Source organism: Nitrosomonadales bacterium (assembly GCA_016716325.1).
Classification (GTDB): domain Bacteria; phylum Pseudomonadota; class Gammaproteobacteria; order Burkholderiales; family Gallionellaceae; genus Gallionella.
Genome location: JADJWO010000001.1, coordinates 311409 through 334302, shown reverse-complemented (window position 1 = coordinate 334302; position 22894 = coordinate 311409). Strand labels below are relative to the sequence as shown.

The following is a 22894-nucleotide window of genomic DNA, read 5'->3' as shown; positions in this document are numbered from 1 at the left end:
CAAAGGAACCCGGGGGAAATCCGGATCGGACTCTTAACCGGCGGGTTAACAAGTTAAATCGCGACCCTTACTTCAATACCCAATGCGCGGATCCGTGTGGCGAACGCCTCAATCTGCTCATTCGACAGGGCCGACAGACGCGGCGCCTCGGGTTGCATCGAAGGCCGTGCCAGACCATAGAGCAGCACGCCTTGCGGCCGGTCCCCGTCGCGCAACAGTCCCGCAAGGAACTCGAGATAGTCGTCCTCGTCCTGCCGCGACGGTGGGGTGCCGTCCAGCGCGAACCAGCAGGTCTGCAACCAGGTCGGGCATAGTTGGATGGATGCGGTCAGGTTGGAACGCACCTTGTCCAACGTCATCCGGATGTCGTTGACCCGTTGCATCCCCGCCTCGCTGGCGCGATCCAGCTTGAACCAGACCTCTCCGTTGAGTTGCGCCATGCGGCGTATCCCTTCCCGGACCTCTTCGCGGTACAACAGGCTGCCGTTGGTGATCAGAACGGTCTTGACCTCTTCCGGCAATCCTGAGTCGCGTCGTACGCGCCCGATGAGTTCGATGACCTGCGCGAATTCCGCCGCGCTGGTTGATTCACCGTTACCGGACAGTGCAATATCGTTGATGCGCCGCACTTTCTCAGGGACGCGTTCCTGCATGAAATTTCCATACAGTAATTCTTTAAGAAACCATCTTAACTCGCTCTCTAATAACAACAAGTCAACATGTGGTGCACTGCCGCGCTGTAGGTCTGGAACCTGACAGTAGAGGCAGCGCCAGTTGCAGGCGTTGTTGGTGTTGAGGTTGATACCGACCGAGACGCCGCCCGCGCGGCGCGACACTACCGGGTAGACGTAGCGCAGTTCCGCGTTGTCGCGGCCGTGCTCAACAGTGCTGAGTTTTTTTTCGCTCAAGGACACCCCTGAAAATTCTACAATGTCATTCCCGCGCAAGCGGGAGTCCGGCGGTTTTATTCAACATGCCTTGATGTACTTCCATAAGTTTTCCGGAAGAGTTTGTCCTTGCTGCGCAAGGGAATTTTTTCTTTGACTGGATTCCCGCCTGCGCGGGAATGACGGTCAATTAAAGATCACTCAAGATTTGCCGAGCGGCAGGTACTTGGCCGGATCGACCGGTTTGCCGAAGCGCCGCACCTCGAAATGCAGTTTGACCTGATCGGCATCAGTATTGCCCATTTCGGCGATCTTCTGGCCGCGCGTGACGGTCTGCCCCTCCTTCACCAGCACCTGGTCGTTGTGCGCATAGGCGCTGAGGTAGGTCTTGTTGTGCTTGATGATGACCAACTTGCCGTAGCCGCGCAGGCCGCTGCCGCTATACACCACCTTGCCCGGCGCGCTGGCCGTGACCGGTTGGCCGCGCTTGCCGGCGATGTCGATGCCCTTGCGGTTGGCCGACTCGGAAAATTCCCCGATCACCTTGCCCTTGGCAGGCAGGCTCCATTCCAGCGCCTCGTCCTCGCTGTCATCGGCGGCAGATTTGCCGTCCGCAACGGGCTTGGCGGCGGGCTTCGGCATTTCCGGCTTGGGCGGCTCAGCCTTGGCAACGGCCACGGGTGCCGGCTTGGCCGGTTCTGCCTGCACCTTGTCGATCTGCGCCAGGGCCGCTTCGCTATAGGCGTACTTCACCAGTTTGGGCTGTTCCTTGATCGACGGCGCGATTGGCTTGGTCTCAACTGCCACCGGGCGTCCGATGGTGGCGGTGGAGGACGGGAACAGGCGGATCTCCTGTCCGACCGAGATGACACTCGGATCCTTGATGCCGTTCAGTTCGGCCAGTTCGTGATAATCGAAGCCGTAGTTGAAGGCGATGCTGTACAGCGTATCGCCCTGTTGCACGACATAGACCTGCGGGCGCCAGTCCTGCTCGCGCGCGATGTTCCTGCGTGCCGCACCGGCCATGACGGGCCCTTTCTTGGCGGCCGTGTTGCGCTCGACGACCGGGGCGCGATGCCCGCTCGATGCGCAGCCCGCCAGAAACACCGCCATCGCCAGCCATGTGAACATCCGATTCAGTCTCATTCTTTCCCCATCAATAGCGGTACAAATCTCACCGGTTCCAGCCGTGTCTCGCGGAAACCATTGGCATCGCGCTCGACCAGATACAGCCACTGTTCCTGAACCCCGACCGGCAGCACCATTCTACCACCGACCGCCAACTGTTCCCGTAGCGTTGCCGACAGTGCCGGGGCCGCGGCTGTCATGATGATGCCATCGAACGGTGCCTGTTCAGGCAACCCTGCGCTACCGTCCGCATAACGCACGCTGACGTTGCGCAGCTTCAGATCGCGCAATTGCCTCCGGGCGCGTTCATACAGGGGCTGGATGCGCTCTACCGTATAGACTTCTTTCGCCACATGCGCCAGCACCGCAGCCTGATAGCCGCAGCCGGTCCCGATCTCAAGCACACGGCCCAGCGGTCCGCCGGCACGCAATGCTTCGGTCATGCGCGCGACGATGTAAGGCTGGGAGATGGTCTGCCTGAAATTGATCGGCAACGACACGTCGTCGTAGGCACGGCTTGCCAGGGCTTCATCCACGAACAGGTGGCGCGGCACCTCGAACATTGCCGCCAGCACCGCCTCGTCCCGGATGCCCTGCTCGCGCATGCGCTCGATCATGCGCATGCGGGTGCGCTGCGAAGTCATGCCGATACCGTTGAGCCGCGTATTCATCGTCCGAGCCAGCCGCGCACCGCATCGAGCTGGGCGTATTGCGTCAGGTCGATCTGCAGCGGGGTGAGCGAGACACGCTGTTGCGACAGCGCATGGAAATCGGTGCCCTCGCCCGCATCCTGCGCCTTGCCCGCCGCGCCGACCCAGTACACGGTCTCGCCGTGCGGGTTGCTGGCCTTGACCACCGGTTCGGCCTTGTGGCGCTTGCCGAGCCGGGTCACCTCCATGCCTTGCAGATGGCTGTATGGCATATCCGGCACGTTCACGTTGAGCAGCCAGGGATGGCTGTGTGTCTGCCCGGAAAAACGCTGTGCCAGTTCCGCGGCAACCTTGGCGGCCGTCTCGAAGTGGATGAAATCCTTGCCGGTCAGCGAAACCGCAATGGACGGGATACCCAGCAGAAAACCTTCCGTCGCGGCTGCCACCGTACCGGAATAGATGGTGTCGTCGCCCATGTTGGCACCGGCATTGATACCGGACACCACCATGTCCGGCTGGTGGTCGAGCATGCCGGTCACGGCCAGATGCACGCAATCTGTGGGCGTGCCGTTGACATAATAGAAACCGTTCGCGGCACGGCGCAACTTGAGCGGACGATCCAGCGTCAGGGAATTGCTTGCACCGCTGCGATCCCTTTCCGGCGCAACCACGGTGATGTCGGCGACTTTTGCGAGATGCTCGGCAAGACAGGCGAGGCCGGGCGCGAAATAACCGTCGTCATTGCTGATCAGGATACGCATCGGCGGATGTTTGTAATCGGATTAGAGGTGGCTGGATGATTGATCTTTAGTCTGGTCGGGGCAAGAGGATTTGAACCTCTTCCGAGCTGGGCGATGATAACCCATGATAAATGAAACCGCCAATAACAACGAATCGCGTCGAGCATAGTTCATTACATTTCGGCTACTGAGCAACACAAAAATGCCACGAAATTCAACACAGGTCACTTGAATCAGTCCCTCCAAAGCGCCCCCCCGGAAACACGTCATGGCCTTGCACATCCGGGACGTTCGTGCCTCTGTCGACCGGATAAGCAGAAATAGCGCTATACAGAAACAAATAATAATATTACAATGTTCTAATAGTTTAATAATTAGTGGTCGCCAATTGGACGGATGGTTGTATTCGACCTGTTTATTTCAGGGTCGGTACATTGCAGGTAAATCAAGAACAATTGGCTGAATGATGCAAAAAGTTCCTAGTCTGCTGTTGTTGTTCGCGTCGCTCATTCTGTTCTGGGTCTGGCTAAACGGTGCGCTCGTCAATGACGTACTTATCATTGGACTTGCCATTTCCATCGTCATTGCGTGGTTTTTCCGGGGTGGTCTTGCGGTTTTTTCTGACCTGAATCCCACTCCGCGCGCGCTCGGTTACGCGGTGATGTACGTATTCTTCTTTATCAGTGAGCTGGTCAAGTCCAACCTCAAACTCGCAGCCATCGTGTTATCGCCCGACCTGCCGGTCAACCCGGGCATCGTCAAGGTACGCACCAGACTGAAGAGCAAGATGGGGCGATTGCTGCTGGCCAATTCGATCACCCTCACGCCTGGCACCCTGACGGTCGAGCTGTCCGGCGAATGGCTCTACATCCACTGGGTCACTGTGGATTCACCGGATATTGAGGGTGCGACCGCCAGCATCGTAGCTGGATTCGAACGGTATCTTGAGGTGATGTATGACTGACCTCCTCGTTTATATGGCGGCAACGCTGACCGGATGGGCATTTCTGCTGGCGCTCTACCGCTTCCTGCGGGGGCCGTCGGATGCCGACCGGGTGGTGGCGTTCGATGTCCTGACCATCGTTTCCATCACCGGCATCGTGATTGCCGCGCTGGCTGAAGGCCGAGGAATTTATCTTGATGTGGCGCTTGTTTACGCATTGTTGTCCTTCCTCGGCGTAATCGTGGTTGCCCGCTATCTGGAGCGGGGGCTTTAATGGGTACACTCCTTCCCGTACTTGGCGGATTACTGCTCGTCACCGGCGCGACCTTCCTGCTTCTGGGCGGTCTGGGTCTGGTGCGCATGCCCGACCTGTTCAATCGCATCCAGGCCGGCACCAAGGCAACGACATTGGGAACCCTGTTGACGCTGGCCGGCGCCGCCTGCCTGCAACCCGCGTGGGGGCTGAAATTGCTGCTCATCGGCCTGTTCATCCTGTTCACCAACCCGCTCTCATCGCAGGTGCTTGCCCGTGCGGCACACCGCATCGGCACCGAAAAGTCGCCGCAAACGATGGTCGACCGGCTGGCCGAGGATACCGGAGAGAAGCCATGACTGTATTGATGACAGCAATGAGCATCGTGTTCTGCTCCGCGATGATCGGTGCGGCACTTGTGGCCATCCATGCCCGGAATGGCCAAAGCCTGCCCATCGCCATTCTCGCCGCCGGCCTGGTCAGTCTGTTTGCCTCTGTACTTTTCCTGATCCTGGCTGCGCCCGATGTCGCGATGACGGAAGCGGCCATCGGCAGCGGACTCACCACTTTCCTGTTCTTCTTCGTGCTGGCCCGCATCCGGGCCAGTGCCCAATCTGGCACCAGTCATAGCGGAGGGGAATATGATTAAGCGCTTCATCGCTCTCCTGTTTCTCGCCGGCATCGGCACGATCTTCGCCAGTCTGCTGTTCACATACGAACCCGATACGAACCTGAACCTCACTGCCCGCTACTATGCCGAACATACCGCCAGCGACATCGGTGCGGCCAATATCGTCACCGCCATCATCGTCACCTATCGCGGTCTTGATACCCTCGGTGAAGTCACTGTCCTGTTCCTCGCTTCCACTATCGTCGGCCTGGTACTGGCACTCGGCCGGAAATCGGGCAGCGCACAACGCGTCCCGGTTCCCGTCGGGGAATTACTGACTACCGGCAGCCTCTTCCTCGTGCCCCTCATCATGCTGCTGGGTGCCTATGTCTTCGTGAACGGACATCTGACTCCCGGTGGCGGCTTTCAGGGCGGCGCCATCCTGGCTTCGGGCATACTCCTGATGCTGCTGGTCGATCCGGCCAAGCGTTTCAGTCATTCATTGATCGCCACCCTGGAATCATTCTCGGGTCTCAGCTATGTCGCACTCGGTGTGCTGGGCATTTTTCTGGCGGGAGGCTTTCTCGACAACCGTATCCTGCCGACCGGTGCCTTGGGCAGCCTCGTTTCGGCCGGCGCGATACCGCTGATCTATACACTCATCGGCCTCAAGGTCGGCGCCGAGTTCTCCTCGATGCTCGCCAGCCTGTCCGAAACGGAGGAACCTTGATGGCCTATATCGCAATGGCAACCGGCTTCCTCCTGATCCTCATCGGTTTTTATGGCGCACTGACCAACCGTAACCTGTTGCGCATGATCATCGCCTTCACCATCGCCGATACCGGCGTCAATATCGTCATCGTCGCCATCGGTTACATGCACGGTCGTACTGCGCCGATCCTGGATTCCACGGTTTCGGCAGCCGAGGCTGTCACCCGCATCATCGACCCGGTACCGCAGGCACTGGTGCTTACCGCCATCGTCATCGGCGTCGGCGTGACGGCATTGATGCTCACTTACGCCTACAAGCTCTACGAGCGCAAAGGTACGCTCGATATCGCACAGCACACGGAGCTTAAATGGTGAGCCCGCTCTATATCATCGTCGCGGCACTTGCTGCTGCTTTCCTGCTGGGATTCCTGAACCCGGCACGGCGTGCCGCCGCCTACACGATCACTCTGGCCGCCCTGGGCTTCATGAGCCTGGTTTCGGCCGGGTGGGTCTGGACGTTCGTCTGCGATAATGGCGCGCCAGTCGATATCCTCACTGCCGGCACCGCACCGCCCTTTGCGATCAACCTGCGCATGGGCCTGCCCGAAGCGGCACTGACGCTGCTCGTCAACCTGACCGGCCTGCTCTCCGCCCTATACCTTAAAGATGCGCTGTTCGCGCAAGGACGGCGCGCGATGGCGGTGCTGCTCATCGCGGTCATGGCGCTGGGCGGCATCATCCTCACCCGCGATATCTTCAACCTGTTCGTATTCTTCGAACTTGCAGTCATCTCGGTCGCCGGCCTGATGCTGCTTTCCGAAGACGGCCGGGCATTGGCGGCGGGATTCAAATACCTCGTCGTCTCGCAGATACTGTCGGTGTTCTTCCTGATCGGCATCATCTTCGCCTACCACGCTACCGGAACACTGAACATCGACGGCATGGCCGGCGCTACGCTGAGCCTGAAGGCAGGCGGATCCGTCGCCTTTTTCCTGCTCTTCATCGCTGTCGTTGCCGAACTGAAGCCCTTCCCGGCCAACGGCTGGGCACTCGATATCTATGAATCGGCGCATCCCGCCTTCTCGGCCATTTTCTCCGCCGCAACCGGCACCGCTGCGCTCTTCGCCGTCGACAAACTGCTACTCATCGGCGGCGCCGAATGGCTGCCGATGGCAACCGGTATCGGCATCGCCACCTTCATCGCCGCCAATCTTCTTGCGTTACCGCAGACCAATGACCGGCGCTTGCTCGGTTATTCCTCGATCGCGCAAACCGGCCTGATCCTGGCCGTACTCGGCCAGCGCGACATCCTTGGCGACAGTACACTCTTCATCGCCGGTGGCCTGTTGTTCTCGCACGCCATCGCCAAGGCGGGGCTGTACTGGCTGTCAGGCCTGATCGCCGGGCGCGAGCTTCCCGATTGGGCCGCACTCCGCGGGCGCCCGTTGCTCATCTTCGCTTTCGTTACCTTCATGGCCATGCTCAGCGGCCTGCCGCCTTTCCCCGGCTTTTACGCCAAGTGGGAACTGGTGCACATGCTTGCCGGCGAAGGCCGGCTCGCGCTGCTCGCACTGATCCTGACCGGCGCGCTGCTCGAGGCGGGTTACCTGTTCCGCTGGTTCGGCTACATCATCAAGCGCGAACCGCCAGCCCAGCCGGTTTCCTGCACACCGTTCCATATCGCGCCTATCATGGCCGCAGTCATCGGCGGCTGGGCACTCGGTTTTGTCTGGGGCGACCTGTCCGGCGACCACTTTGGCCGCAGCAACCTGCTGCTCTCGCTACCGCTGCTGTTCGCACTCGGCTTCCTGCTGCTGGACTGGCTACCCGCCTGGATAAAGAACACGCTCGCCATCGCCGGGATGGTCAGCTTCTTTTTCCTCACTTACACGGAATACGATCCGCTGCGTCTGATCTTCGCCATCATCTTCCTGATCGGCGGGGCGATCATTTTCCTGGCAAGTTACGATGCACATGGCCGGCGCATCGGCTTCTATCCCTCGGCAATGTTGATGTACGCCGGACTCACGATGCTCATCCTCGCCACCGACACCTTCAGTTTCTTCGCGGCGTGGGAGTTGCTGACGCTGGGTTCGTATTTCCTCATCCTGCGCGGCAAACGCTCCGAGCCGCACGCACTTTCCTACATCATCTTCTCGCTCGGCGGCGCCTTCCTGATACTCACCGGTTTCGCGCTGGCGGCACAGGGCGCACCACAGTTTGATATCGCCTCGCTCGGCCAACTGGTCGCCCCCGTCGCACCCTGGGTGTTCCTGCTGCTCGCGGTCGGCTTCATGACCAAGACCGCCGCGATCGGACTGCACATCTGGCTGCCGGGTGCGCATGGCGAGGCCGAGACCGACGTGTCGCCGATGGTATCCGGCATCCTGCTCAAAGCCGGACTGTTCGGCCTGATGGTGTTGCTGATGTCGATGGGCAAGCAGCAGCTTTACGGTGTCGAACTCACCCATGTCATGCTCTGGATTGGCGCCCTGTCCGCCCTCCTGGGCAACCTGATGGCGATCTTCGAGGAGGACGCCAAGCGCCTGCTCGCCTACTCTTCCATCGGACAGATGGGCTATGCCCTGTTCGGCCTGGCACTGATGAACCATCTCGGCTGGCTGATGGCGCTGATGTTCGTCATCAACCACTACATCTACAAATCGATGCTGTTCCTGTCGGCAGGCGGTGTCGCCAAACGTACCGGCACGCGCGACATGTACCGCATGGGCGGCCTGATCACGCTGATGCCGCTGTCATTCATCGCAACCCTCATCGGCATCATCGCCGTGTCGGGTGTGCCGCCACTGTCGGGCTTCGGCGGGCGCTGGATCTTCTATAACGCCATCCTGTCCACCGACTATCGCCTGCCGATGATCATCATCTTCTTCGCCGGACCGATCGCCTTCCTTTACCTGTTCCGCCTGATCCACACCATCTTCCTGGGGCAGTTGAAGGACGAGCACCGGAAAATCAAGGAAGCGCCGTTCTGGATCATCCTGCCGCAGATGATCTTCGTCGGCCTGCTGATGGTCTTTGCGGTCGTTCCGGGTCTTGCGCTGCGCCACGTCGATACCTATCTCAACCAGTTCTTCCCCGAAGGCGGACTGGGCTGGGCAAGCGCCGAAATCACCAGCGCCTACGGCTACTGGAATCCGGTCGCCATCATGATCACCGTCTGCGTGATCTTCGGCACGCTGTTCGCCTGGCTGCTGTTCGTGAACCGGCGGGCGCAGAAGGTCAAACAGTTCAATATCGTGTATGCGGCAGAACGTCCCTTCCGGCCGGAGACCACCCACTTTGCGTGGAACTTCTTCGCCCCCTATCGCAAGGCGCTGGGTTTCCTCGTGCAACCCTACGCCACGCGCTTCTGGGAGTTACAGACCAATCTGCTGCACACGGTGGCGGATCTGACGCGGCGACTCTATGACGGCAATGGGCAAAGCTATGCCTTCCACTTCCTCGCGTTTGTCGTCATCGTCTATTTGTTGAAGATGGGAGCCTGAGCATGCAGTTCGACTGGATGAAAATCCCCTATGCCTTGCTGACGCTGTTCATCGTTGTCAATTACGGCTTTCTGCTCGGCGCACTGATCCAGAAGATCGGCGCACGGGCAGGCAGACGCTACGGCATCCCGATCTGGCAGAACTATGTCGACATGATCAAGAACTACGGCCTGCGCTCGTCGATCACGCATGGCGCGATGTTCTACCTCGGCCCGGTGTTCCGGTTGTCCGGCGGGGTCGGCCTGTTGCTGTTCGTGCCCACCATCTACGGTTCGTACATGTTCTCGAACCTGTCGTTTGCCGGCGACCTGATCCTCGCGCTGTATTTCGTGTTCTTTGGCACGCTCGGCATGGCGCTCGGCGCCGGTGAAAGCGGTCATCCCCATGCCGCCATCGGCATCACGCGCGGGTTATCTCAGGTGACCACCGCAGAACTGCCGTTCGCGCTCGCGGTGTTCTCCGTTGCACTCCAGTATCAGACCCTGTCCGTGACGGACATCGTCGCAGCGCAACAGGGCGGCATGCTGAACTGGACACTGTTCACCAACCCGCTGGCGGTTGCGGCAGCGATGCTGGGTTTCCTCGGCTCGATGATGCGTCCGCCCTTTGATGTGGTGATCGCGCCGCAGGAGATACCGATCGGGCCGCCGACCGAGTATCACTCCTCATACCTCGCACTGATGCAGACCAACCGCGCGATCTTCCCGATAGCCAAGATCGTGATCTACATGAACCTGTTCTTCGGCGGTGCGGACAATTGGCCTGTCTTCTTCTTCAAGGTATTCCTGATCTATCTGTGGTCTGCCTTCGTCGGCGTGGTATTCCCGCGTTTCCGTGTCGAGCAGTCGATACGCTGGTTCCTGATCTGGGCGGTCCCGCTGGGCATTCTTTCAATCGTATGGATATGAGATGACATGAAGGAAGAACTCAAAATACGCGTTGTCAAAGGACCCGACGGAGTCGAATTCGAAGTCGAGCCATTGCGCGACTACTACTGCGAAGCAGCACCCACCGTCATGCCGGCGGCGTACAGCAAGATCGTCGAAGACATGTTCAACTGGGCGCGCTCCGAATCGATCTGGATACTCGGCTTCGGCACCGGCTGCGGCGCCATCGAGATGCGGCCGCTGATGACGCCGCGCTTCGATGCCTATCGCTACGGTGTGCAGTGGCGGCCCACGCCGCGCCAGGCCAACCTGCTCATCATCTCCGGTTACCTGTCGACCAAGACGCTCAAGCGCGCGATCCGCTCGTACGAGCAGATGCAGAGTCCGAAATACGTGATCGGCCTCGGCTCCTGTACCATCAACGGCGGCATGTACTGGGATTCCTACAACACCATCAAGCGTCTGGACGATTACCTGCCGGTCGATCTTTATATCGCCGGCTGCATGCCGCGCCCGGAAGCGCTGCTGGCAGGTTTTCAGGACATGAAGAAGCTCATCCGTGCCGGCAAGGCCGAAGGCGCCAATCTGTATGCCGAGAATTTCGCCTGGTACAAGGAAAACCAGAAACGGGTGATCCACGACTGGGACATGCCGGATTACAACTGGTAGATATCGAAGATGAACGAACTCCACACCAGACTCAAGAACCTGTTTCCGCTCGGCGAGCTGACCGAACAGCGGCCTGATCTGTCTTTTGTCACCGTGCCGCAGGAACACCTCAGGTCGTTATTGCTGCATCTGCGCGATCATGAAGGCTTTAGCCATCTCATCCTGCTGACCGCCGTCGACTGGCTGGAGGAAGGGCAGTTCCAGCTCACCTATCTGCTGTCGAATCGGGGCAAGGCCTACGACATCGGCGTGCGGGTGATGATCCCGCGCGATGCCGCGACAATGCACAGCATCCATGAGATATGGCCCACCGCGGCCACCTATCAGCGCGAACTGCGCGAGATGTTCGGCATCGACTTTCCCGGCAGTCCGCGCATCGAGGAGGAATTCATCCTGGAGGGCTGGAACGATATCCCGCCGTACCGGCGCGACTTCGACACCCTGAAATATTCAGATGAAAACTACAGGCAGCGTCCGGGACGCGAGACCCGCGACCCGGCACAGCACATGAAACAGCAACTCTACCCGGACGGAACAACATGAGCTACGTTCCAGACCGCAGCCAGTACCCCGCCCGCAAAGCCGACGGCACGCTCGACATCGACCTGACCTCGGGCAAGTACCTGAAACTCTGGCAGGGACCGAACCATCCCGGCATCACCGGCAACATGTCGGTGGAACTCACCGTCTGTGGCGACGAAGTGGTGGAAGGCAAGACCCACGTCGGCTACCTGCACCGCGGTTTCGAGAAACTGATGGAGCGCCGCACCTTCATCCAGTGCTTCCCCATCGTCTGCCGCATCTGCGTGCCCGAGCCGGATTTCAACGAATACTGCTATGCCGCCGCTGTCGAGGAACTTGCCGGTATCCAGTCGCCGGAGCGCGCCGACTGGATACGCACCCTGATCCTCGAGATGGGGCGCATCAACAGCTACATGATGTACCTCGGCGGTCAGGCCGGTGCCCTGGGATTGGGCGTCATCGGCCAATGGACCACCTACGTCCGCGACCTGATGCTCGACCGCTTCGAGGAGCTCACCGGCGCGCGTATCTACCACATGTTCATCCTGCCCGGCGGCGTCCGCGACGGTCTGCCAGACGGCTTCGAGAAACGCATGGAAGAGACCCTGCGCGAGATCGAAAGCACGATGCAGGATGTCTACGAGGTGATGTTCTGCAACGCCGTGTTCAAGAAACGCACCATCGGCGTGGGTGTCATCGATCCGTCGTGGCTGGAGTCGTACGGTGTCACCGGGCCGAATGCGCGTGCCGCCGGCGTGGCCAAGGATGTGCGCAAGGATCAGCCCTACCTTGTCTATCCACAGCTCGATTTCGAGCCGGTGATCGGTCATGACTCCGACATCTATACCCGTGCCGATGTGCGCCGCCGCGATGTCTTGGTGTCCGTCGATCTGGTGCGCCAGATCCTTGCCAAAATGCCGCGCAGCGGCCCGCTGATGGCCACCGTCCCGAACGTGCTGCACTGGAAGATCCCGCGCGGCGAAACCTATATCCGCGGCGAATGTTCGCGCGGCGAGTACGGCTACTACCTGGTCACCGACGGCAGCGGTTATCCGCGCCGCGTCAATGTGCGCGGGCCTTCCTACACCCACGCCATGGCGTTGCTGGAACGGATGATCGTGAACCTGAATATTGCCGATGTCGCCGCGCTGATGGTGTCGTTGCACACCTATCCGCCGGAGATTGAGAGATAGCCATGAGTGTACGTGACGTCCTTTCCCCTTTTACCGCGTGGAAGAACCTGTTCCGCGATCCGGTGACGATCCTCGATCCGATCAACGACCGGCCCGGCGCGCCGCGCTATCGCGGTTTCCACCAGAACGACATCGAGAAGTGCATCGGTTGCGGCACCTGCGAGACGATCTGCCAGAACGGCGCCATCGACATGGTTCCAGTCGAGGGCATCCCGACGAAACAGGGCGATTCGGGTCTGCGTCCGCGCATCGACTACGGCCGTTGCTGCTGGTGCGCGCTGTGCGTCGACGTCTGCATGACCAAGTCGCTCACCATGTCCAATGCCTATACCTGGGTGGAGAGCGATCCCGATGCCTACCGCTTCACGCCGGGCGTGGACAAAAAGGACTGGGACAACGCCGAACTGGGCTACTACCGTCCCGAAGGCCATCGTCTGATGGCGGAAGCGCGCGTGGACATGGGCGAGATGGAACCCGAGACACGCATCGAATCGTTTGCCGAGATCGTCGAAGGCTACTCCATCGAACAGGCACGACTGGAAGCCGACCGTTGCGTCGCCTGCGGCCTGTGTGTCGCCACCTGTCCGACCCACATGGCGATCCCCGACTACATCGCTGCCGTGCGCGACGGCGACTATTTGCGCGGGGTCGAACTGCTTTACGACACCAATCCATTCTCGGGCGTCTGCGGCAGCGTCTGCACGCACAAGTGCGAAACCACCTGTGCCTCGCGCCACGAAGGCGACCCCATCGCCATCCGCTGGCTCAAGCGCCACATCATGGATCAGGTCACCCCCGAGCAGATCCGCACGGTCGTCGGCAAACCCGAAGCCAACACCGGCAGGAAGATCGCCATCATCGGCGCCGGACCGGCCGGCCTCACTGCCGCCTTCGATCTGGCCAAACTGGGACACAGCGTCACGGTCTTCGAGGCACTGGATAAACCGGGCGGGATGACACGCTGGGGTATTCCCGAATACCGGCTGCCGTATGCACGCATCGATCAGGATATCGATGTGATCCGCTCGCTTGGTGTGGATATCCGTTGCAATGTGCGTATCGGTCGGGACATCACGCTGGACGAACTGCACAACACCCACGACGCGGTGCTGCTCGCCCTCGGCCTGCAACTCGGCCGTGCCACGCGCACCCCGGGTAGCGAACATGCCGATGTGCGCAAGGCCGTCGACTTGCTGCGTCAGGCCACCGCCGGTGAAGACTTCGGCACGCCGCGCCAGGCGGTGGTGATCGGTGGCGGCAACGTCGCGATGGACATCGCACGCACACTGGCCCGTTTGCAGAAGAAGGCTTACGGCCAGGTGCAGGTGACGCTGACCGCACTCGAGGATCGTGCCCACTTCCTCGCCGATCCGGACGAGGTCAAGGAAGCCGGCGAAGAAGGTGTCGTCATCCTCGACGCGCGCGGCCCGCAGCAAGTGGTCGTGGAAAATGACAGGGTCACGGGACTGCGAACCTGGCGCGTCAAGGCCATCTTCGACGAACAGGGCCGCTTCGCACCCAGCTATGATGAGAGCGATGAGCAGTTCCACGCGGGATCAATGGTGGTCGAGGCCATCGGCCAGATGACCGATGCCAGCCTGCTGGGTGATGCACTGACCGAACAACTGGCCTGGAATCGCGGCCGCTTGCAGATCGATGCGGGCGGGCGCACCAGCGAACACTGGCTGTGGGCAGCCGGTGACATGGTACGCGGCCCGGATGTCGTGACAGCCGTAGCCGACGGTCACCGCGTCGCAGCCAGCATCCATGAAGCGATCACCATCAAGGAGCAAACGACATGACGCAAACCGGAGAAGGAACCGCGCACGGCATCGAGCGCTTGCGCGGCAAGACGACATTGCGGGAAATCCTGGAAGTGGCGACCGGGTTCGAGAAAAGTGCCCGCGACTTCTACAGTTCGATGATTCCCAAGGTGAGCAAGCGCATCCGCTATCTGGTCGAGGAACTGGCGGCGGAAGAGCAGGTTCACTTCGACCTGTTCAGCGCGATGTCTCAACGTGCCGACATCGCCGAACAGGTCAAGGTCGAGATCGAACGCCCCGCCAGTGACAGCAAGTTTTCGGATTGCCTGCATCTGCCCAACCTGGGCGAACAACCGGACGACCAGGCCGTGCTGCAATATGCGATGGGGCGCGAACATGCCGCGATGATGCATTACGGCGAGTTGGCGGAAACCACGCCGCCCGGCCCGATCCGCGATCTGTTCCAGTATCTTGCCAGCGAAGAGACCAAGCACAAGCTGGAGCTGGAAAAAATCTATTACGCCACTGTGCACCGTGGCGGTGGCGTATAGCCCAACCGGATAGTTTCAAACCTGAAATGACCTCCCCCCGGTTTTTTGTCCTCCAACAGGCGGGGGGCCATGCCGCCTGTTTCTCTTTCGGTTGAGAATTCAACCATTGAATTAAAGGGGTTAGCTCATGCTGACCCCTTTAGTTTGTGCAACCAGTGGAGGTAGCAGTGGTAATCCTCCTCGGCGAAAAAACACGGCTCGCGATTGATTCCGCGCTGCACGACGTGCTGCGGAATGTCGGCTAATCGTGGTAATTTGCTTCAGCCACAGTTGATGGGTTCTCATGCTGCGTTCCTCCATTCAGAATCATTTGTAGCATCGCCGCCGAGCAAGACCGCAGGGGTCTTCCCCAAAAAAACATAGTCGCTTCGCCCGGAGTTATTCACCGTGTTACAATTAAGCACACTTAATCTGGAGGTTGCCATGAGTGCTACGTTAAGTATTCGTATTGATGATGCGCTGGAACGTGAACTTACGCAGGCGGCCTTGGCTGCACACCGCCCCAAAGGCGATATTGTGCGCGAGGCACTGCGCCGCCAACTAGCCTTGACGCGGTTTCGCTCAGTGCGTAATGAGGTCATGCCGCTCGCCGAACAGAGTGGATTTTTAACCGACGAAGATGTGTTTAAGGCTATTTCGTGAAAGTGTTTTTGGACACCAACGTGGTGGTCAGTGCATTGGCGACACGCGGGCTGTGTGCGGATTTGTATGAGCGGTTGTTGACCGAGCATGAGGTGGTGATCGGCGAACCCGTGATTATGGAGGTGCTGGATATTTTGCAGCGCAAGTTTCGCGCTAAGAGCGAGTTGCTGATTAAAGTCGAGGCCGAGTTGCGGTTGTTGCGGGTGATTCCGGCCCAAGCCGCTGCACCTGTGCTGCCGATTCGTGACGTGGATGATCCGTGGATTATTGCCTGTGCATTGCAGGTTGACGTGGATTATTTTGTCACGGGTGATGCCGAGCTGCTGGGACTTAAAGTGGTGGATGATCTGCCCATTATTTCGCCTAGAGTGTGCTGGGAGAAATTGGGCAACTAAAGCCGTTTTAGTTGAAAAGCGGTCGTTGCCCGCACCGCCTGCCATCGTGTCGATATCAGTTAAAGCAGTTAAAGGGCTCAGCTTTGCATTCTGTTTTTGCATTTCTCGTCTCCTGTTCAAAATCCAAAATCAGATTGATCCTCAATTTGCTCACTCTGCTCGTGCTTGACTATCGGCCTACCCGGCCTTCTTTGCGCACGCCTCACGCCAACAGCAGCACACATCATCTCGCTGAACCGCTCACTCCCCAGCGGCTGACCCTGTGCCAGTGCGAGGCGTATGTCTGCTAATGCCTCATCATCCAGTTCACTGCGAAACAGCGCGCGATAGGCAGCCAGCCTGTCACCTTCATTCTTTCCCAACTCAAGGTATAGCGGGTGCGGCGCGATGCGTTCATCCACCTGCCCCAAACCGTTGTGCCGATAGCTTGACCAGCGATACTGCGCCGGGTCATTCACCATGTTTGCGCGCACCGGATTGAGTTCGATGTAGCGCATACAGGTCAGCAGATATTCTTCTACCTGGACCAGACCGGATTTGAATCGCCCTTCCCACAAGCTGCCTGTGCGGTGATAGCTGCGGTTGATGTATTGCACGTAGCGTCGCCCGATGGATTGCATCAGCTTGGCAATCCCGTCCGGCTTTTCCGAAGTCAGCAGCAAATGCACATGGTTGGTCATCAGCACATAGGCGTGAATGGCACAGTGCCAATCGGCAGCCGATTTCTTTAGCCAGTGGAGGTAACAGTGATAGTCCTCCTCGGCAAAGAAGCACGGCTCGCGATTGATTCCGCGCTGCACGACGTGCTGCGGTACATCGGCTAACTTAATGCGCGGGCGACGTGGCATGGCTGTTTAGAAAGTATTGTGATGCTGACCCCTTTAATCCATTTAATCAGTGACGCTGAGTGTAGCGTCCGCAGGCAATAGTCCAGTGCTTTTAAGTTGCGTGTAGTAGTCTTCCATATCCAATATTTGGCCGAGCGCAAATCCATAGCTATTGATCTCGCCATCCGCACCAGGCAATCCATCTCGCAACCAGTCGCCCCCCTGATCGGGATCAGCGTATTCCGTCGAACGCATTGAGAGGGTGTATTCGCCAGTTGTGGTATTGCGCATCAATGTTGCAGAGAAGCCGCTCGCAGTGTTGGAAAGCTGATCGACAATTTCGTAGTTCTGCAAGAAGTAATCTGCTTGGCTGGCGGTCATGCGGGTGGCGCCGGGGAGGGTGGGAAGATTAACGGGATTAAGGCCTACGTATTGATTTGGATTGTTGCTGCCGAACATCAGCACATCCGCTGCCGTTCTATTGCCACCAAATAGTTCAGATTGACCCCAGTAAGATTCAGCAGCCATCTGCTCTAGAACGAAGTTGTACCAAGTATTGATATTCGTGCTCATTATTAATCTCCCTTATTCCGCTGGATTGATAGGAACTAAAACTTGCTGAACAAAACTTGTTGGATAAGAACCGGGATTACAGACAGCTCTGTTTGTTAATCGTAATTGTCTTGAATCTGGTCTAGGCCAAACTCGTACAAAAGAACGCTTGAAAGCCAGCACCTCATTAGTTGTGCGATCAAAGATTATTAGCTCACTCCCCGCAATACCGTTCTCTGTGGCGTCATTGCCTAAGACTTGCCGCCATGTGAACGCATAACGGCTCTTGAGCATATCGGTCTGCTCTTTGTTGACAACATAAGGTACATAAACAGGCATCTTGTTCTTTTGCGTACCAACCTTGTAATGTTCCAGTGCTTCCGCGCCACGAAAGAACCGAACATATGGTTTGCCTGTTTCATTCCAGTCACGCGGACGCTCCATGTAGTTGTAGCGACCGTGATAAGGTTGCACCAAACTGTCCTGCATATCTTTCGTAGAAATATAGCCTGCCTCTTTATACGAAATAATCAAATCGGAATATCCAGCCGAAGGAGCTTCTGTATTCAAGTTTCTCCCCTGAAACACCCCCTCCACCCCCTCCACAGTCTTGAACACCCACTCCCCCGCATCCTTCCCACACAGCTCCTTGAAATAACTCTCCGCACTCATCCCCTTGCGGTATTCGGTTTTCACCGTGCCGTGCGGCTCGGGCAGCTTGATGGAATAGGCAAACCGTCCTTCCTCCGTCGCCAGCGGGTCGGCAGGTTTAATCTTGAGAATGTCGCAGTCGGTGCGCGCTCTTTTGCTTTTGTACCCGGGATCGTTCTTGTCCAGGTACGGCCCCATCTTGTCTTTTCTGCACTGCGCGTCGATCTGCGCCAAGATGTTGCGGAATTGCTGCCCGATTGTTTCTTGCGTACACCCCGTAAGAGGTACGCCAAGTAGCGCCGCAAACAGCCAGGCAATGACGATGTGTTTTCCAGCTAAAGGGGTCAGAAGCGGAGCGTAGTTGATAGTCATGGTTTTTTCTCCTGTAAATTTGGATTAATTGCCGCACACCATCTTCGCCCCGGCGGGCGTAATCAGATAAAGTCTGCCGAGGTGAGAACCATGACGTATGGCTTCATCCGGCGATTCTGGGCAGCAGCTAAAGGGGTCACCCATTAGCCGACCTGCGTCAAGCGAGTAAACGATTCCATGGCAGCAACCGCCGCCAGTATTTTCAATCCTCAATTCCCGATCAACTAACAAATCGCGCCCGTTTCTTCAATTCATGGCTACGAACGAATCGCGCCAGTCACCCATCAGGATCAAACGATCAGCGGTGTTCTGCTTTCGCCCTGGCGGCTTTTGCCGCCCCAGAAGAACGTTGGTGCCGCTTCGCGTCCAATGGTTATCACAGCTTTCGTGGCTACCGACTTGCGGTGCCAACCCCTCGCTGGCTCGCGTTGCAGGCGATCCGTTTACTGCCCGGGTGACGGCGAACGGCATCCCATTCAGCTTCATGGCTAACCTGCCAACCCCTTTGCCGGGCTTGCCGTCGCCGTCGTAACTCATGCAAAACAGCGCGTCACATCAAAGGGCTTCTGCTCCTTCAGGATGTGGTAACACGCCCGTGCCAGTTTGTGCGCCAATGCCTTGGTGGCAACCGTCGTGTTTGTCTTTGTTTTTTTGCGTTCGTAAAACCGTTTGGCCTCCGCATTGAAGCGTTGTGCAAAGTTGGCCGCTTCGATAAATGCCCAAGCCAGATACTTGTTGCCGTTCTTGGTGTTGCCTTCGCTCTTCTTTTTGCCATTGCTCATGTGCTGACTGTCGACACAGCGGGCGTAGGAGGCGAAGTTGCCTACTTCGGCAAAGCGATCGATGGTGCCGATCTCCAGCAGGATGATGGTCGCCAAGATGCGGCCTATGCCAGGTACGCTGCTCAGTAAAACGAACTCCTTCCGTTCGCCCACCTTTTTTTGCAAGTGCTTTTCCAAAACGTCGATTTGCGCATTCAGTGTGAGGATGACAGCAAGGTTGCTTTTGATTGCCAGCGCCACATCTGGTGGCAACCCCATTTGATCCACTACGTCCGCCGTCAACTGCTTGATCTGACGACCGCCAATCTTCGCTCCTTGTTGCCGTGCCACGATGTTCTCGACAGCCAATATGTGGCTGGTGCGACTGCGCACCAGTTGCATGCGCTTTCTCGCCAGATCACGTAGTGCGCGCTGTTCGGGCGGAAGGATGGTACCGGTGGGCAGAATGCCCAATCGCAGCAGGTGCGCCAGTTGCCGGGCATCGGCTTCGTCGCCGCTGTGTTTGAGGCCATCGTATTTGCGGATGGCCGAGGTGTTGGCCAGCTTCACGATAAATCCGGCTTCCTGCAAACCATCCACCAGCCAGTACCAGTTGTAGGTCGACTCGACCACAACCGCTTTCAATTCATCGCGCCACGGCAACAAAAACCCCACGATCCGCGTCAAGTCGTTCGGCAATCGCTTCTCGGCAATCACGCGATCCTCTTCATCTGTCACTGTCACCACGCTGTTGTTCGAGTGCAAATCAATTCCGCTATACTTCATGATGTCGGCCTCCTGTGGTTATCGCAAGTTCGCAAACTCACTTTAACCCCACCGCCATCGGCGGTGGGAGGCCGGCTAGATGATTTTCAGCATCGCATTAAGTTTTTTCATATTGCATCTCCAGTTCAATATTCAAAATCTGATCAAATTGAGTGTGTGGGTAACATGACTTGGTTGTTCAAAAAGAAATGCGATGCTGACCCCTTTAGTTTGGTCGTCATGATTATTTCCCCTTGAATAGTCTGTTGCATGGACAATCTTGTGCCGATACTTCTTTCCGCTCACAGTATTTCAAACACGCTTCTTTGGATGGCTGATCGCTAAACCAGCCAATCCCATCCCAACCGCCATTGCCTTTGCGAATCATTTCACCGCAACCACTCCACACATTCGGTATCGCCTCCCTCAGGATGGTTTTGTATTCGGGTGTGCGGACATAGTAGTTCTTCGAGTTCACACCTTCGACGGTGTAAAAGGGTTTCAGGAGACTAGATGCGGGCCTGCCGACAATGACGTTGGCTGATGTGCCGACGAGCTCAGGCGGCAGTTCGGCCAGTGCGATGCGTCTCCACTGTTCGCCTTCATACTTGAACAACACTTGCGGCGGATTGGGCCTGCCCCATTTGTTGTAGGAAATGCAGCCCGCCGGATAAGTGGCGAGGTAAGGTATGCCTTTAACCACATCGAAGCGGAAGTGGTTGAGGCTGTTCGGCTCGGGCACGGCATCGTTGAAATCGTTTTTCCAGATGATCTGCTTGTTTGTGCCAGGCAGGTTGAAGGTCACGGTTTCATTCAGCGGCGTGCGCTCAGAGCTATCAAGATAGGCATAGCCGCCCAGGTTATAGTGGCGTTCCGCGACGATGACTTGCCCGTCGTGCAACAACACCTCTTCTTTCCAACGCATCGTTGCGGAACATGCACTCATGCTCACCCCCATCATCAACATCAATCCGAGTTTCGCAAACCGCTTAATCCACAGGTGAATGGTTTTCATGCTGCGACCCTCCATGCATAGGTTGTCTCATCATTCTCCGCAGTCCTTTTGCCAAGATTTCCCGCACGGGTTTTCCATCGCAACCTAGAAATTAAAGGAATTAAAGGGGTCAGTATCACATTATGTTTTTGCATTTCTCGTCTCCTGTTCAAAATCCAAAATCAGATTGATCCTCAATTTGCTCACTCTGCTCGTGCTTGACTATCGGCCTACCCGGCCTTCTTTGCGCACGCCTCACGCCAACAGCAGCACACATCATCTCGCTGAACCGCTCACTCCCCAGCGGCTGTCCCTGTGCCAGTGCGAGGCGTATGTCTGCTAATGCCTCATCATCCAGTTCACTGCGAAACAGCGCGCGATAGGCAGCCAGCCTGTCACCTTCATTCTTTCCCAACTCAAGGTATAGCGGGTGCGGCGCGATGCGTTCATCCACCTGCCCCAAACCGTTGTGCCGATAGCTTGACCAGCGATACTGCGCCGGGTCATTCACCATGTTTGCGCGCACCGGATTGAGTTCGATGTAGCGCATACAGGTCAGCAGATATTCTTCTACCTGGACCAGACCGGATTTGAATCGCCCTTCCCACAAGCTGCCTGTGCGGTGATAGCTGCGGTTGATGTATTGCACGTAGCGTCGCCCGATGGATTGCATCAGCTTGGCAATCCCGTCCGGCTTTTCCGAAGTCAGCAGCAAATGCACATGGTTGGTCATCAGCACATAGGCGTGAATGGCACAGTGCCAATCGGCAGCCGATTTCTTTAGCCAGTGGAGGTAACAGTGATAGTCCTCCTCGGCAAAGAAGCACGGCTCGCGATTGATTCCGCGCTGCACGACGTGCTGCGGTACATCGGCTAACTTAATGCGCGGGCGACGTGGCATGGCTGTTTAGAAAGTATTGTGATGCTGACCCCTTTAGTCCCTGACCCCTTTAGTCCCCTTAATGCGCGGGCGACGTGGCATGGCTGCTTAGAAAGTATTGTGATGATGACCCCTTTAGTCCTGTCATGCTGCCCCCTTTAGTCCTCTCTCCGACAAAGCTACACAACGCGCGCGATACGATTCATTATCACAAGCCGCAACCGTTTCTGTACCTATCAGAAGTGACAGGTTTGCCAAATAAAAAGGTGGGCCGCACCCGCTCCGCCCGACAGCTCATTGTTGCCGTCGTTGCCGAGGATATAGTTGTCCAGCACGTTCCCGGTGCCGTCGATGTTGTCCGTGCCGGTCAGGACGAGGTTCTCAACATGGTTGCCCAGCGTGTACGCGCGGCCGCTTGAGCAGGGCGAGGGCGCTCCCCTCTCCCCCTAGCACCTCTCCCTGAAAAGCCCTCTCCCCAACCCTCTCCCGCTTGCGGGCGAGGGGGCAAAGAAGAGTCCGGCTCCTTCGCTTCGTCTTCCCTCACAAATGCCACTACCGGAAACGGGGTGCGCTCGAGCGTGGCGATCCCCTCTTCGTCCAGTTCCATCTCGCCGACCTTTAAGTCCAGCGCCTGCAGGGCGTTGAGCAAGGCAGTGCGGGAATACGGCGGCGGGAATTGCTGGAGGATGAGCTGCGGGTCGAACGGAATGCGGAATACCCTGGACAGGCTGCCGATCAGCCATAGCATGTCCTGCCCGGTGTAGTGCATTCCCAAACCTTTCAAGGAATTCATCGGTTGCGCCCGAGGAAGCTCGTGTGTACGAACAATAACAGGCTATCCGAGTCAAGCATCGGGACGCAGGCCGGATTCTGCAACAAGCCGGGCAACCTGACCATAGGCCGGATTATCTATGCATTTCGGCTTATGGTCTTAATTCGAGGCAAATGGAACAGATAACGGTTACCGGCTATGGGGAGTGAATATCCGATCCAGCCATGAAGCCGGGGCGGAAACCAGAAAACAAAAAAGCCAGCAAACATG

27 protein-coding genes are annotated in these 22894 nt (G+C 57.8%); 15 read left to right on the top strand and 12 right to left on the bottom strand.

The window, feature by feature from the left end; all coding sequences use genetic code 11:
• Positions 1 to 53: 53 nt before the first annotated feature.
• The 4 genes from IPM27_01555 to surE all read right to left on the bottom strand — a co-directional run bounded on the left by IPM27_01555 (position 54) and on the right by surE (position 3426).
• Positions 54 to 908, bottom strand: a complete 855-nt coding sequence (locus IPM27_01555; GenBank protein MBK9160254.1) for a radical SAM protein — start codon at positions 906 to 908, stop codon at positions 54 to 56.
• Positions 909 to 1088: 180 nt separating this feature from the next.
• Positions 1089 to 2033 carry a peptidoglycan DD-metalloendopeptidase family protein gene (locus tag IPM27_01550; GenBank protein MBK9160253.1) on the bottom strand — a complete coding sequence of 315 codons (945 nt, stop codon included), beginning with the start codon at positions 2031 to 2033 and terminating at the stop codon, positions 1089 to 1091.
• A complete protein-coding gene (locus IPM27_01545) occupies positions 2030 to 2686 on the bottom strand; it encodes a protein-L-isoaspartate(D-aspartate) O-methyltransferase (protein MBK9160252.1) in 657 nt (218 codons plus the stop codon). The genes IPM27_01550 and IPM27_01545 overlap by 4 nt, the downstream gene beginning before the upstream one ends.
• On the bottom strand, positions 2683 to 3426 hold the full coding sequence (gene surE, locus IPM27_01540) for a 5'/3'-nucleotidase SurE (protein MBK9160251.1): 744 nt from the start codon (positions 3424 to 3426) through the stop codon (positions 2683 to 2685). Before surE ends, IPM27_01545 begins: the two co-directional genes overlap by 4 nt.
• A gap of 442 nt (positions 3427 to 3868) precedes the next feature.
• On the opposite strand from surE, the gene IPM27_01535 reads away from it, so the two are divergent.
• From IPM27_01535 to IPM27_01465, 15 genes are all read left to right on the top strand, one after another.
• The gene (locus IPM27_01535; GenBank protein MBK9160250.1) at positions 3869 to 4369 is read left to right on the top strand and encodes a Na+/H+ antiporter subunit E; all 501 of its coding nucleotides are present in this window, start codon (positions 3869 to 3871) and stop codon (positions 4367 to 4369) included.
• Positions 4362 to 4622: a cation:proton antiporter gene (locus tag IPM27_01530; protein MBK9160249.1), complete on the top strand. Its 261-nt coding sequence runs from the start codon at positions 4362 to 4364 to the stop codon at positions 4620 to 4622. The genes IPM27_01535 and IPM27_01530 overlap by 8 nt, the downstream gene beginning before the upstream one ends.
• Positions 4622 to 4960, top strand: coding sequence for a Na+/H+ antiporter subunit G (locus IPM27_01525; protein ID MBK9160248.1), 339 nt, complete (start codon positions 4622 to 4624; stop codon positions 4958 to 4960). The genes IPM27_01530 and IPM27_01525 overlap by 1 nt, the downstream gene beginning before the upstream one ends.
• Positions 4957 to 5250: a DUF4040 domain-containing protein gene (locus IPM27_01520; GenBank protein ID MBK9160247.1), complete on the top strand. Its 294-nt coding sequence runs from the start codon at positions 4957 to 4959 to the stop codon at positions 5248 to 5250. The genes IPM27_01525 and IPM27_01520 overlap by 4 nt, the downstream gene beginning before the upstream one ends.
• Positions 5243 to 5941 (top strand): Na(+)/H(+) antiporter subunit B, encoded by a 699-nt coding sequence (locus IPM27_01515; GenBank protein MBK9160246.1) that lies wholly within the window; start codon positions 5243 to 5245, stop codon positions 5939 to 5941. The genes IPM27_01520 and IPM27_01515 overlap by 8 nt, the downstream gene beginning before the upstream one ends.
• Entirely contained in the window at positions 5941 to 6297 is a 357-nt protein-coding gene (locus IPM27_01510) for a cation:proton antiporter subunit C (GenBank protein MBK9160245.1), read from the top strand. Before IPM27_01515 ends, IPM27_01510 begins: the two co-directional genes overlap by 1 nt.
• Positions 6291 to 9428 carry an NADH-quinone oxidoreductase subunit F gene (locus IPM27_01505; GenBank protein ID MBK9160244.1) on the top strand — a complete coding sequence of 1046 codons (3138 nt, stop codon included), beginning with the start codon at positions 6291 to 6293 and terminating at the stop codon, positions 9426 to 9428. The genes IPM27_01510 and IPM27_01505 overlap by 7 nt, the downstream gene beginning before the upstream one ends.
• Before the next feature lie 2 nt (positions 9429 to 9430).
• Positions 9431 to 10336, top strand: a complete 906-nt coding sequence (locus IPM27_01500) for an NADH-quinone oxidoreductase subunit H (protein MBK9160243.1) — start codon at positions 9431 to 9433, stop codon at positions 10334 to 10336.
• A gap of 6 nt (positions 10337 to 10342) precedes the next feature.
• Positions 10343 to 10984 (top strand): NADH-quinone oxidoreductase subunit NuoB, encoded by a 642-nt coding sequence (gene nuoB, locus IPM27_01495; protein MBK9160242.1) that lies wholly within the window; start codon positions 10343 to 10345, stop codon positions 10982 to 10984.
• 9 nt (positions 10985 to 10993) lie between these two features.
• Positions 10994 to 11527: an NADH-quinone oxidoreductase subunit C gene (locus tag IPM27_01490; GenBank protein ID MBK9160241.1), complete on the top strand. Its 534-nt coding sequence runs from the start codon at positions 10994 to 10996 to the stop codon at positions 11525 to 11527.
• Positions 11524 to 12699: an NADH-quinone oxidoreductase subunit D gene (locus IPM27_01485; protein MBK9160240.1), complete on the top strand. Its 1176-nt coding sequence runs from the start codon at positions 11524 to 11526 to the stop codon at positions 12697 to 12699. Before IPM27_01490 ends, IPM27_01485 begins: the two co-directional genes overlap by 4 nt.
• A gap of 2 nt (positions 12700 to 12701) precedes the next feature.
• Positions 12702 to 14501 (top strand): FAD-dependent oxidoreductase, encoded by a 1800-nt coding sequence (locus tag IPM27_01480; protein MBK9160239.1) that lies wholly within the window; start codon positions 12702 to 12704, stop codon positions 14499 to 14501.
• Positions 14498 to 15013 (top strand): ferritin family protein, encoded by a 516-nt coding sequence (locus IPM27_01475; protein ID MBK9160238.1) that lies wholly within the window; start codon positions 14498 to 14500, stop codon positions 15011 to 15013. The genes IPM27_01480 and IPM27_01475 overlap by 4 nt, the downstream gene beginning before the upstream one ends.
• 423 nt (positions 15014 to 15436) lie before the next feature.
• Positions 15437 to 15655: a ribbon-helix-helix protein, CopG family gene (locus IPM27_01470; protein MBK9160237.1), complete on the top strand. Its 219-nt coding sequence runs from the start codon at positions 15437 to 15439 to the stop codon at positions 15653 to 15655.
• On the top strand, positions 15652 to 16050 hold the full coding sequence (locus IPM27_01465; GenBank protein ID MBK9160236.1) for a putative toxin-antitoxin system toxin component, PIN family: 399 nt from the start codon (positions 15652 to 15654) through the stop codon (positions 16048 to 16050). Before IPM27_01470 ends, IPM27_01465 begins: the two co-directional genes overlap by 4 nt.
• A 116-nt stretch (positions 16051 to 16166) precedes the next feature.
• Here IPM27_01465 and IPM27_01460 read toward each other — a convergent pair whose 3' ends face one another.
• The 8 genes from IPM27_01460 to IPM27_01425 all read right to left on the bottom strand — a co-directional run bounded on the left by IPM27_01460 (position 16167) and on the right by IPM27_01425 (position 22645).
• Entirely contained in the window at positions 16167 to 16898 is a 732-nt protein-coding gene (locus IPM27_01460; protein ID MBK9160235.1) for a transposase, read from the bottom strand.
• 42 nt (positions 16899 to 16940) lie between these two features.
• Positions 16941 to 17450, bottom strand: coding sequence for a hypothetical protein (locus tag IPM27_01455; protein ID MBK9160234.1), 510 nt, complete (start codon positions 17448 to 17450; stop codon positions 16941 to 16943).
• Between the two features lie 12 nt (positions 17451 to 17462).
• Positions 17463 to 18452: a hypothetical protein gene (locus tag IPM27_01450; GenBank protein ID MBK9160233.1), complete on the bottom strand. Its 990-nt coding sequence runs from the start codon at positions 18450 to 18452 to the stop codon at positions 17463 to 17465.
• Positions 18453 to 18698: 246 nt separating this feature from the next.
• Positions 18699 to 18989: a hypothetical protein gene (locus tag IPM27_01445; protein ID MBK9160232.1), complete on the bottom strand. Its 291-nt coding sequence runs from the start codon at positions 18987 to 18989 to the stop codon at positions 18699 to 18701.
• A complete protein-coding gene (locus tag IPM27_01440; protein MBK9160231.1) occupies positions 18986 to 19999 on the bottom strand; it encodes an IS110 family transposase in 1014 nt (337 codons plus the stop codon). The genes IPM27_01445 and IPM27_01440 overlap by 4 nt, the downstream gene beginning before the upstream one ends.
• Positions 20000 to 20222: 223 nt before the next feature.
• The gene (locus IPM27_01435; protein MBK9160230.1) at positions 20223 to 20993 is read right to left on the bottom strand and encodes a hypothetical protein; all 771 of its coding nucleotides are present in this window, start codon (positions 20991 to 20993) and stop codon (positions 20223 to 20225) included.
• A gap of 148 nt (positions 20994 to 21141) precedes the next feature.
• Positions 21142 to 21873: a transposase gene (locus tag IPM27_01430; GenBank protein ID MBK9160229.1), complete on the bottom strand. Its 732-nt coding sequence runs from the start codon at positions 21871 to 21873 to the stop codon at positions 21142 to 21144.
• A 346-nt stretch (positions 21874 to 22219) separates the two neighbouring features.
• Complete coding sequence (locus IPM27_01425) at positions 22220 to 22645, bottom strand: hypothetical protein (protein MBK9160228.1); 426 nt, start codon at positions 22643 to 22645, stop codon at positions 22220 to 22222.
• Positions 22646 to 22894: the final 249 nt, after the last annotated feature.